This is a genomic window from Natroniella acetigena, from assembly GCF_023227745.1.
GTDB classification, from domain to species: domain Bacteria; phylum Bacillota; class Halanaerobiia; order Halobacteroidales; family Halobacteroidaceae; genus Natroniella; species Natroniella acetigena.
In genome coordinates this window covers 19,576-31,004 of record NZ_JALKBX010000026.1, presented here as the reverse complement: position 1 = coordinate 31,004, position 11,429 = coordinate 19,576, and the positions used below count along the sequence as shown (strand labels likewise).

The 11,429-nt window shown below is 32.8% G+C and carries 11 protein-coding genes and 1 riboswitch; of the genes, 1 reads left to right on the top strand and 10 read right to left on the bottom strand.

Features of this window, described 5'->3' with window-relative positions:
- Nucleotides 1-450: 450 nt before the first annotated feature.
- The 6 genes from MWH25_RS07285 to MWH25_RS07260 all read right to left on the bottom strand — a co-directional run bounded on the left by MWH25_RS07285 (nucleotide 451) and on the right by MWH25_RS07260 (nucleotide 5,948).
- A complete protein-coding gene (locus MWH25_RS07285; RefSeq protein WP_248626990.1) occupies nucleotides 451-1,317 on the bottom strand; it encodes an SLBB domain-containing protein in 867 nt (288 codons plus the stop codon).
- Between the two features lie 135 nt (nucleotides 1,318-1,452).
- Nucleotides 1,453-2,214 (bottom strand): leucine-rich repeat domain-containing protein, encoded by a 762-nt coding sequence (locus tag MWH25_RS07280; protein WP_248626989.1) that lies wholly within the window; start codon nucleotides 2,212-2,214, stop codon nucleotides 1,453-1,455.
- Between the two features lie 238 nt (nucleotides 2,215-2,452).
- Nucleotides 2,453-2,536: riboswitch (cyclic di-GMP riboswitch) on the bottom strand.
- A 346-nt stretch (nucleotides 2,537-2,882) separates the two neighbouring features.
- A complete protein-coding gene (gene hepT / locus MWH25_RS07275) occupies nucleotides 2,883-3,293 on the bottom strand; it encodes a type VII toxin-antitoxin system HepT family RNase toxin (protein ID WP_248626988.1) in 411 nt (136 codons plus the stop codon).
- Nucleotides 3,265-3,696 (bottom strand): type VII toxin-antitoxin system MntA family adenylyltransferase antitoxin, encoded by a 432-nt coding sequence (mntA, locus tag MWH25_RS07270; RefSeq protein ID WP_248626987.1) that lies wholly within the window; start codon nucleotides 3,694-3,696, stop codon nucleotides 3,265-3,267. Before mntA ends, hepT begins: the two co-directional genes overlap by 29 nt.
- 403 nt (nucleotides 3,697-4,099) lie before the next feature.
- The gene (locus MWH25_RS07265) at nucleotides 4,100-5,101 is read right to left on the bottom strand and encodes a glycosyltransferase family 9 protein (protein WP_248626986.1); all 1,002 of its coding nucleotides are present in this window, start codon (nucleotides 5,099-5,101) and stop codon (nucleotides 4,100-4,102) included.
- 70 nt (nucleotides 5,102-5,171) lie between these two features.
- A complete protein-coding gene (locus tag MWH25_RS07260; protein WP_248626985.1) occupies nucleotides 5,172-5,948 on the bottom strand; it encodes a PIG-L deacetylase family protein in 777 nt (258 codons plus the stop codon).
- A gap of 148 nt (nucleotides 5,949-6,096) precedes the next feature.
- Here MWH25_RS07260 and MWH25_RS07255 point away from each other — a divergent pair, with 148 nt between their 5' ends.
- On the top strand, nucleotides 6,097-7,320 hold the full coding sequence (locus MWH25_RS07255; protein ID WP_248626984.1) for an O-antigen ligase family protein: 1,224 nt from the start codon (nucleotides 6,097-6,099) through the stop codon (nucleotides 7,318-7,320).
- Nucleotides 7,321-7,364: 44 nt separating this feature from the next.
- Here MWH25_RS07255 and MWH25_RS07250 read toward each other — a convergent pair whose 3' ends face one another.
- From MWH25_RS07250 to MWH25_RS07235, 4 genes are read right to left on the bottom strand one after another with little or no spacing between them, the layout of a single operon-like run.
- Nucleotides 7,365-8,198: a lipopolysaccharide kinase InaA family protein gene (locus MWH25_RS07250; protein ID WP_248626983.1), complete on the bottom strand. Its 834-nt coding sequence runs from the start codon at nucleotides 8,196-8,198 to the stop codon at nucleotides 7,365-7,367.
- A gap of 26 nt (nucleotides 8,199-8,224) precedes the next feature.
- Nucleotides 8,225-9,145: a lipopolysaccharide kinase InaA family protein gene (locus MWH25_RS07245; protein ID WP_248626982.1), complete on the bottom strand. Its 921-nt coding sequence runs from the start codon at nucleotides 9,143-9,145 to the stop codon at nucleotides 8,225-8,227.
- 24 nt (nucleotides 9,146-9,169) lie between these two features.
- Entirely contained in the window at nucleotides 9,170-10,273 is a 1,104-nt protein-coding gene (locus MWH25_RS07240; protein WP_248626981.1) for a glycosyltransferase family 4 protein, read from the bottom strand.
- A 28-nt stretch (nucleotides 10,274-10,301) separates the two neighbouring features.
- Entirely contained in the window at nucleotides 10,302-11,393 is a 1,092-nt protein-coding gene (locus MWH25_RS07235) for an ELM1/GtrOC1 family putative glycosyltransferase (RefSeq protein WP_248626980.1), read from the bottom strand.
- Nucleotides 11,394-11,429 lie beyond the last annotated feature (36 nt).

The window sequence follows — 11,429 nt, the reverse complement described above, 5'->3', positions numbered from 1 at the left end:
AGATTGTCTTCACAATACTAGGCGATACTTTTCATATCGCAACAGATCACACCATAATTGTAATAAAACTTCACTTCTAACCCCTATAATACCAAGAATCATCTTAAATTAACCCAGTTGTATAACAAATACTATTTATTTTTTATCTGTGTTCATCTATCTATGCCAATTCGTGGCCCCCGATTTTGATCTTTCTCTATTTTTAATTGCTCTTTATTACTTAGCTCTTAACTGTACATTGTACATTTGTTCTTTTATTCCTAATTATTTAAATTAGTGAAAATTCGTGTTCATTAGTGGTTCACTGAATTTGATCTTAAGTATTTTGCTCTTTAATTCTTTGACTTTTAACTGTTTACTACTCACTACTTTTTCTCTTGACTTTTTTACTTACTCTTTTTTCTTAAGTGTTAACTATCAATTATCAATTTTCAACTATCAATTGTTTTTTTAGATGTCTAATAAGTTTCTAATCGCATTAAACCCTCCGACATAAAAAAAGATCCGCTCCCAGTCAATCCTCCTCCGAGAAATATGTATCGTATCACCATCAGCTAAAACTGGATTGAACTCATCATCAGCCAGAATCTGATCAACATCTAACTCTTCTCTTTCTCCCGCAGAGATATACTCCAATCGCTTGTTAGCATTCTGAGTCACACCACCTGCTTTGGCCAACAGATCACTTAACCGCAGTCCTTCTTCTAGTTGATAACTCCCAGACTGGCTGATCTCTCCTAAGATAGTAACCCTAATCACATTCTGCGGTATTTTAATAATATCTCCATCCTCTAAGACAGGATTTTGATCAAACTTCTCGCCAGCCAGCATCGCCTCTAAATCAAGACTCTCTGCTTGGCTTGTCCGATTTAAATTAACCTGGGCCAAATCAGCAATCTCCGTAGCTCCTCCTGCTTCAGAGATAATATCTAAGACCGTCTTTCCCGCTCGAATCTGATAGGTACCAGGATTTCTAACCTCTCCTAAGATCATCACTTGATGGCGTTGATATTCTAATAAGTTGATACTGACTTGGCCTTCCTTTAAATTAATATACTGGCTCAATTTATCTGTTACAATTTCAGTCAACTCTTCAACAGTCAAACCTTCCGCTGCTAGCTTACCAATCAACGGCAGACTGATCTTGCCATCAGGATCGACTCGTACCTCTCGCTGGAGATCATTATGTCCCCAGACAGAGACAGCTACTAGATCATCTACTGCCAATCTATAATTCTCTTCTGCTCCAACAGGTTGACTAACTACTACTGGTAATAAGATAGCTATAATTACAGAATATAATAACAACCTCTTCATTAAGATATCCTCCTAAAAAAATTATTTTCCCATCATATTTAATTATTCTATAACATCTTGTAATTTCCTTCCAGAAAAAGAAATTTTTATATATACCAAAAAGTAAGACTTCAGGAGTCTCCTGAAGTCTTAATCTTAAATCCTAACTTCAACACCTTTTCGTTCTAACTTCTTGATTATCTCTTTATTATCCTTATTCTTTTCCAGGTGATTATTGGTTAAATCTACCTGTTGTAAATTATCTAACTTAACTAATACAGTCAGATCAATTATCCGATTATTACTCAAATCCAACCGCTCTAACTGCTTTAGACCTTCTAACATCTCAACCTGCTCTAATTTATTATTGCTTAGATTTAACTTTCGTAAGTTTGTCAACTGCCCTACTGTCGCACTATTCCTAAATCCAGAAAAATTGACATTACAGCTAAGCTCTAAAACTTCTAACTTATCTAAATTAGCTATTGGGCTTACATCCTTGATGCCAGTCCAGTTAAGATTTAAATATTGTAGGCTTTGTAATTCTTCTAGAGGAGTACTATCTACAATCCGATTATGATTTAAATCAAGATACGATAATCTATCTAGATTGGTTAAAGGAGTAATCTTACTGATTTTATTATAACTTAAATCAACCTGCTCTAGATTAGTTAACTTAGCTAACGGCTCAATCTTTTTAATTAAATTCTTACTTAAATTAAGCTCAACTAAACCAGTCAGTTCCTCTAAACCACCCACAGAGCTAATCTCTTCTCCAACTACAACTAAACTCTTCAACTGCTCAATCTCTTCTTGTCCAAAGATCCTACCTACTGCTTCTTCCAAAGCATCATCCTCAAACCTAGCCTTCTTCCCTATTCTTAAATTACTGATAAAATCAACAGCACTCTTTAACATCTAATGCCCCTCCCTTAATTAAACTAGAGCTCTCAGTTAAATCTATCCCTATTATGACAACCTTTAGCAGATATCTAAATCTTTCTCCACTCCCACTTTAATTGACAATTTACAATGTACAATTGACAATTAGAATTCAAATTCACACAATCAAAACACTAAAACCCTCAATATCTGCAAAGTATCCTGAGACTAGATGTTCACTGTTCCAATATTTCCTTTTAACTGAGAATACTCTAAGTGGTAGAGGCGGTTTCACCACTAGCTCCATATAGCCTAGGTGACCAATTATAGGCTATACTTCTTCGCTTCCCTACTCAACTTCTTTATACTATTTGTATGTTATATAATATATTATATATATTGTATTTATATTCCTTCTTTTTCAAAAAATATACAATAATTGCTAATACTTAAACCAGAAAAATCACAGCCATCTTAAATCTGACTGTGATTATAATCTTCTAAACTATATTTTATTATACTAAACCTCCATAGACAGAAACTGTCCAGCACAAAATTAAATCTTATTTTTTCAAAACCCCCTGTAATTATTGCTCCACTATTTTTGATCTTAAGCTCTTGCCCTTTTAATTATTAATTGCTTTTAAGATTTTGACCTTTAATTATTCAATATTCAATATTAAATATTAATTATTCACTATTATCTATTCAATGCTCTTCAAAAACTCTATAATCTCCCTATTATAATCCAAAAAATCGCCCAGATTATTCTCAATAATACTCCGCAAGATATCCAAATCCAGCTTCTGATACTCATGAATCGCTATATTTCTAAAGCCAACCATCCTCTGTAATCTATCAGCTACCTCTTCAGAGAGTATCCCTTCCCCCTCTAATAGCTCAAAAGCCTCTCTACTCTTCTTCGGAACCCCCAGCCCCAACTTCGATACCAGATACATCCCTAGATCTATAGCCTGCTGACAAGCCCGTTGTAGATTCAAAACAATCGCATCCTGATACAGATAGTCATCCAAGCTTCCCTCAGAATAAACTTCTTCTATCCTGTTAATACATCTCTCAATCGACTCAATCTTGTTTAAGATTACTCTTTCCATAAACAGAACCCCTTTTGTAAATTTCTTCGATTACAATTCTTCTATCTTCCTCTAAAGTCAGGTATTTAGATAAAACCTTCATCTCATACTCTTCCTTAAAATCCTGCTTCATAGCATAGATATTTTCACCACTTACTATAATCTCAGTAGCAAAATTAACATCTACCTCTTTCAAATTAACCAGATCAACCTTCCTACCTACAAGCCCTTCCAAATCAGACATCATATCTATCCTCTGTTCAAAATCAAGCTCTTCTACAAAGATCGCAATATCTATATCACTCTCTTCAGTAAAATTACAAGTTAAAATAGAACCAAAGAGATAGATCAACTTAACATCATAATTCTCCAGCAGATACGATTTTATTTTGTCTATCATCATTTCTAAACCCTCTTCAGACATACTTAACACCCATTTTCTTTCTAAAATAATTTATAATTACTCGCCCATCATCTTTATCTATTATTATACCACTAATCTACTGATTAATTTTTAATCTCTTGCTCTTAATTATTCAATATTCAATATTAAATATTAAATGTTATTTATCCATTGCTTTTATTATTCCCTATTACCCGCTTTTCATTATTCAATATTAATTATTAAATATTCAATGCTTTTATCTATGTCCATTAGTGGTTTCTTAATTTTGATTTTAAGCCTTTGAATTTGATCTTTAACTGTTTACTGCTCACTGCTTACTGATTTTATTCCTAAGCTCTTGACTTTAACTATTCACTATTAAATATTAATTATTAAATATTCAATGCTTTTCTAACTGTACATTGTAAATTGTAAATTTGTTTTAAAAAAAGTTCATTTGAATGAAATTGACAATCGTCTCCACCTCAATCTCCTCCAAATCATCACTAGAACTTTTAATCACCAAATTATCCCCCCGATACGGGCCAACCCTAGCAGGATTTCCCGAGCCAAATAAAGAAATAACAGCACTCTCCTGCACTACAGCCAAATGACTCAAAATTCCATTAGGAGTGAGCAATAGATCAAGCTCTTGTAGTAATGCCCCCAGCTCCAAAGTAGTCAGATTTCCGACTAAATTAAGCACTTGTCCTTTCATCTTATTGACAATCTTAGTCACCTGATATCTTTGCTCCTTGGCCCCTAACAATAAGACCCGATCATATCTTTCAGCCAGCCAATCTCCCAGTTGAACTGCCTGTAATGTCGTTAACTGCCCTTCTTGATCTGATAAATTGATCGCCACCAAACTCTCTTTCTCTCCGATCCGGTACCGCTCCAATAATCGCCCGATATACTCTTCTTCTTTATCAGTAATTGGCACCTTAAACTCTATTTGATAATTCGCTGGTTCAATCCCTAGCTCAGCCAACAACTCTAAATACTGCTCCACCAAGAATAGATCAGAAGCAACAGCTAACTTCTTATTATAACAAAGACCAGTTAAACCACTAGTTAGACCAATCCTCTTTCCCCCTGCCACAACAGCTGCTAATCCAGTAGCTAAACTTCCCGTAAAGTCAAGCACTAGATCAAACTTCCTCGCCTTCAACTCCTTCAGCAACCCCCTAAAAGAGTTGACGATGGTAGTCTTACCTTGCTTATGTACTTCCAAAACTTCTTCTTGATCCTTAATCAGCACTTCATCAAGATCAGAATTGGTAACGATAATCTCTTGCGCCTTACTCTCCGCTACAAAGACAAAACGACTATCATCAGCAACTTGTCTTAAGGTCCTAACTACAGGAGTTGTCAATAAAACCTCACTAGCTGAGCCAAGGTTAATCAATAAAATACGGGGCTTTCCTTCGGTGTTATGTATCATTCATCATCACTCCTAACAACGCTTTATCTCTAGCCATTATTTCAGTATTTAATTGCACAATTTTTTTAATTTAACTAAAATTTGATTCTTCTACTACATTGATAAAAGCTTCCTTTTCTAACTTTAAAAAAGCTTCACAGAATTTTACATTTTTATTCAATTTCATTGAGCGATAAGCATTTAAACCAACGATTTTTTCTACATAATCTACAAGTTTTAATTGGGATTGATGAAAAGATATCGCTTTCTTTTTGGCCTCAATACTATCAGTTATATCTATTAATGAATTTGGAATAGTCGGTGACCAAACTTCATAATTCCAAATCTTTATATCTTCTATCTTTAACCCCTGTAATGCTTGATACAGAGCCAAAGTAGTAAATTGATGATCCTTATGACCATCCTCAATGAAAGGAGTAAAGACATTTTTATAATTTGGTAACATAGATTGTAATCTTATTTTGAGCTCAGTTATATTCTTATAAACTTTACCATCTTTAATATCAAAAAATTCAAAGTTATTGACTCCTAAACTATTCAAAGCTGCTTCTGCCTCAGACTTTCTCTGATCAATTAGTCTTTCAATCGAATCAGCTTGTCCTGCTTTTCTACCATCAGTTATATAAATAACTTTAAGATTCAAATCTTGATTCAAATTGATATACTTAGCCATTGTCCCTCCACATCCAATCACTCCATCATCAGGGTGTGGAGCCAAAACCAATATATCATCTAAGTCATCAGTAACTACCTTAGGAGAATGATTAGTCCCTATATATTTTCTTATAAAATTGTATTTCTTCCACTTCAACTTCCACTTTAAATTCTTCCTCATCTCTTTCAACACCCATTTATCCCCCTTTTTACAAGCTCAAATAATTATTTCTAGATAAAAAAATAATTCCCTTTTAAAAAACAACAGGAAATTAATCAATTACCTAGAAGTAATAAGAGATAGTTACGTTTAATTAAAGTAAATGGAGGGAATAAATTTAATGAATCTATTAACAATTACAGAAAAAACTACAACTACAAATCACAAAAAAAGTTTTAAGCCAAAATTACTAATCAAACTAGGCTTATTATTAGCATTAATCTTTTACCCTGCTTTTAATGGACTGCATTATCTGGGACTCTTTATTTCCCTAATTGGTTGGTCGGTAGAACTTAAAAAGAAAGAACATAGGCTTAATTACCTACTTAATATTCCTTTTATTAAGCAATTAAGTACCATATTAATTTTTAGTACTTTTTCCTTACTCTATGCTACACACTTTGATTATGGAATTAGATATTGGAGTATGATCTTTCAAGCATTAATATCATATATTATGTTATATGAAATATTAGATACAGAAAAAACTCTTATGCTCTTTCATAAAATAACTCTATTTGGATCTTTTATAATTTCAGCAATTGCACTTTATGAATACATAACTGGAATAACAACCAGAAGAGCAGTATCAGTTTTTTCTAATCCAAATCATTTAGCAACTTATCTTTTACTCTTAGCTCCAATAGCTTTAGGCTTAGCTACTGACAAAAATTTATCTAACTTTGCTAGAGGTTTCTTCTTGCTTACTTCTATTACAGGATTTATTACACTTATCTTAACTATGACCAGAGGTGCCTGGATTGGCATAGCGATAGGATCAATTATTTTTGCCTTTTTAAAGGATAAGCGTTCTTTAATCTTAGTACTAATTATCATTATAGCTATTACTTCTTTTGCTTCTGAAGAAGTTATTACTAGAGCAACTTCAATAGTCAGTCTAGAATCAAATACAAATCGACTGGAAATTTGGCAAGGAACATTCGATATAGGTTATGAACAGCCGATCTTAGGACAAGGCATTGGCAGTTTCAGACCATTATACCCTGATTATGCTCCAAAAGGAGCTACAAAGTTTAGACACCACAGCCATAATTTATTATTACAGACCTTTGCTGAATTAGGTTTAGTAGGCCTATCCTTACTATTCTGGTTTGTTTTTTCCTTACTACAAGGACTTTTTCAGCTAACGAAAAAAGATACTTTTAAGAATAATGGTTTATTTTTAGGTAGTATTTTCTCAATTACTGCATTAAACTTTCACCTTCTATTTGACCTAACAATTCACCACCGGGGTATAGCCCTAACAACGGCATTTTTATTGGCAACAATAGGTTTCTTTATCTCTAAGATTAGGGAAACAGAAGTAGATGTATCTTCTAACTAAAACTTAATTCCTTTATCCATAAAAAAAGTAGAAGGTATTGCTGCTTAAACTACAATACCTTCTACTTTTAATTTTCGATTGATTGAATAATTTAAGAGCTTCTCTTCCCAAAAATTAACTGATAAATCATTTATTATCTTATCCCTATAATAATTTAATTCATCTTCAGCTAGTTTATAGTTTATAGAAGAAGAATTTACAAGTATATTGATCCAATCTGCAATAAGCTTTCCCCAACCTTTTATCTTAATCAATCTTGACTGACAATCAGTTCTGGCTCGTTCCTTATCGATTAAAACCAGCTTAAATTCTTCATCTTCTAATTCAATAAATAATAAATTTCTAAATTTATAATCACTATCAACAATATCAAAACTATGTAGTTTGTTCAAATAATTACAAGCTTGCTCCATAATTTTTCTTTTGAAGCTGAATCCATATTGATTAGAAGCAATAACCTCTCTAACTTCAATACCAGGACAACCTAAAGTAATTATTATACTCTCCTTAACTAAAGGCATCATCTGCCTTTCTACTACTATTAATGGTTTTACAACCGGCAATTGTAGCTCTTCTAACCGTAATAAGACTTCAAATTCCTTTAGTGCTGTACTCTTTAATAAAGTTATATTCTTTAACTTATCACCAAAATTATCTGTATGAGAAGGAGAGTAACTCTTGATATAAACTTCTTCATTCTGTAATTCTGTTTTAATTACTTTTCTATGCCGCCTTTGAGTGTGAAAGTCCCTTCTATTAAGAAATTCTAATCTAGTAAATAATTCATCCTTTATCTCCTGAAACTGATAATTAATATTTTGATTGATAAAAATATTAGTCTTTGAATCATACTTGATCTTATCATATTTCTCTTTCATAAAAACCTCCAAAGTAAATCATTAGATTATAAATTAATCTTAAACTGATCAATGAAATCTCGATAAAATAAAGCTAGATCTTCCTGCTTCTTATCATTAAGAATTTTTTTAGTTGCTCCTTTAAAAATATACCTCAACTCTTTGGAGTTAAAACCCATCTTTTCAACTAAAAAATCAGATACAAAAGTAGAAAACTGCTCAAATACCTCTTCCTTGTGTTGAAAAGAAAATTTAGGATGAATTAAATTCCTAAATAAATATCGATTTAACTTTGAAAAATCCTTTAATAATATCAATTGGCTTCTACAGTTAACTACTGCTCGATCCAGATCAATTAAAAATAGTTGCTCCTGCTCTGTATCAAAAATAAAATTTCTTGGATAAAAGTCACCATGAAAGATTCTATGTTGATATAATTTGTTGCCCATATTATATATCTTCTTTATAATCTTTTCCTTATCAGAATAATCATAGTCAGAAGAAGTTAAGATCTGTTCTGTATTCTCTCCTTTGATTTCTGGGATAACTAAAATACTATCTTTACTTAAAAGCCCTCTGTGATAATTAATTGCTAAAATAGGGTTACAAGTCGGAACAGCTATTTTATCCAAAATTAACATCACCTTAAAATTCTTAACTGCTTTAGTTGCCAAACTTAAAGACAATGGATTAAACAGATCACGTGACTTAATGTTTTTAAAAGCAATAAATTTCTTGAAATAAAATCTTTTCCCATTAACCTCTACAAAAAAAACAGCCCTACCATTTTCTTGCCGCACAACATTAGAATAATCATCAATATGTATAAATTTGATAGCCAGTTCTATTAGTCTTTTGATTGGATAAATTTCGTTATTAATATGGTACAAAGTTAGATCATTATGTACTTCTCTGTGATATGAAATTGATATCTCTTTCTGCCCAACCATAAAATTATCTGTAACCACAACCAACCCTCACTTGATTTTATATTATTTGTTAATCAAACTTTGATAAAAATAGCAAATTTCTTCAACCATCCTATTAATTGAGAATTCTCTAATTACAAATCCATTTCCTTCATCTGCTATCTTTTTTCTTGCATTTTTTTGCTGATAGAGTTGATATATTTTCTCAGCTAAATCTGTTTCATCCTTTACCTCTGCTAATAAAGCTTCTTTACCATCAGTTATCTGTTCTGCTAACCCACCACTTTTAGTCATAACTACTGGCTTATGAGCAGCCATTGCTTCCAAAACAGACAAGCCTAACCCTTCAGAAATAGAACTTAAGACAAAAATATCCATTGCTGATAAAACTTCAGGAATATCCTCTCTCACTCCAGTAAAGATAACATTTTCTTCAATACCTAACTCTCTAGCAAGTTCCTCAAGCTCTTCTCTTTTAGAACCATCCCCTACAATTAACAGACGAATCGGTTGGGCCAACTCAGCTTCTAGCTTATCAAGTAGAATAGCTAGTGCTTTAAGTAAATACTGATGCCCTTTGACTTCAGTCAATCGAGCAACATTACCTATAACCAATTCATCTTCACTGATATCCAATTTGTTTCTGATTTCTTCTCTACAACTATCTGCTTCTTTAAACATCTCAATATCTATTCCTGGAGAAATTTGCACCATCCTTTCAGACGCTAAATCAAACCCTTCTTGCAAATGTTGAGCCACACCATCACTGACTACAATCACCTTCTCACCCTTAGCCATAATGCTACTACCAAGGTGAATACTATACTGACTATGAGCTGTTGTGATGAAAGGAACATCCAGTGTTTTAGTTGCAAAATAACTTATCCAAGCAGGAACCCGAGAATGAGCATGAACAACTTGGATACCTTCCTCTCTGATAATTTCTTTCAACTTCCAAATAGCAGGAATAGCTGTCAGCAATGATTTACGCTTGACTTCTCTTTGATAGTGAATGACTCCAGCATCACGTAAAGCATCAACTTTTTCCCCTCCAGTAGAAACAACAACAACATGATGACCCGCCTTCTTTAAAGCTCGAGATAGATCAAAAATATGGCTTTCTACCCCACCACTGTTTAATGCAGGAAGTGTCAATAAGATCCTCATCTAATTACTCCTTCTTTGATAGTTTTATTTAATAAAACCTCTTCTCTATTTCTCTTACTGCTAGATAAGTATCCTGTAATAACCTTTCTTTCTCTTGGCTCAAATAAACTTGTTTCATTAATTCAGTCAACTGACCAGTTCTTAGATTCGCTAAATCACAATACTCAATATAATTTTGTTCTTCTAAAAACTGAAGTGTCTGATGTGAACGAGGTAAATTCTTCTTTTTCTTATCCAATCCAGTAACAAGTACTCGACTATTACCACTAACCGACTCCGAAACCATAGAAACACTATCTTCAGTCACAACAACTAAATCACTAACACCTAACATCATCGGTACTGGGTTTATGTCCCACTCATCAGCAATAATTAATAATCTACATTTATCATGATTAGCTAATCGTTCTTTTAGTACTCGCTCAACTGCTTTAGGTGTCCTGCGAGAAGTTGTTACAATAATTTCTCCATCTTCGGTAGTGATAAAGTCCATTATCTGATCTAATAATAAAGAAATCGTCTTTACTGTAATATCAAAATAGGAATTGGTTCCTCCTACCATTAAACCAATTAATGGTGATTTAAGCCCTGTCAAATTAACTTTTTCTAATTCATTCCAGCTTCTTACTTCTTGTTTAATAAAATCAGATGTAATACGATTAGGAGCACCATAAGTTTGAATAATATTCTTCCTTTTAGGAGGTTGATCATGTTTAGGTACAATAGCTAAATCAAACGGTCTGGTTCCAACTAAACTTGGTGTCATACAGACAATCGCCTTGGCTTGCTTTACTTTACTTAACATTAAATTAAGAACAGCCACTGAAGAACCTGCCGAAATAATTAAATCAGCCTCTAAAGTAATAATCTCTTTATAAGTTTGCTCTGTTAGAGCTAACTTTAATATTTGCTCAGCCATCTTAACATTAAATTTTAAAAGATTATTAATAACCCCACCCAGTCGTACCAACAAATCAGTTAATTTTGCTTTATATTCAACTTCAATCACTTCTATTTCTGTACTTTCAAGCTGTTCAGCTATACCAAGTGATTGATTAAGATGACCTGGTTTACCATCACTTAAGACTACAACTTTTTTTAAATCTCTATCCACCTTCATTAATTTGATGCCTCCTAAAATATACAGAAAAAATTA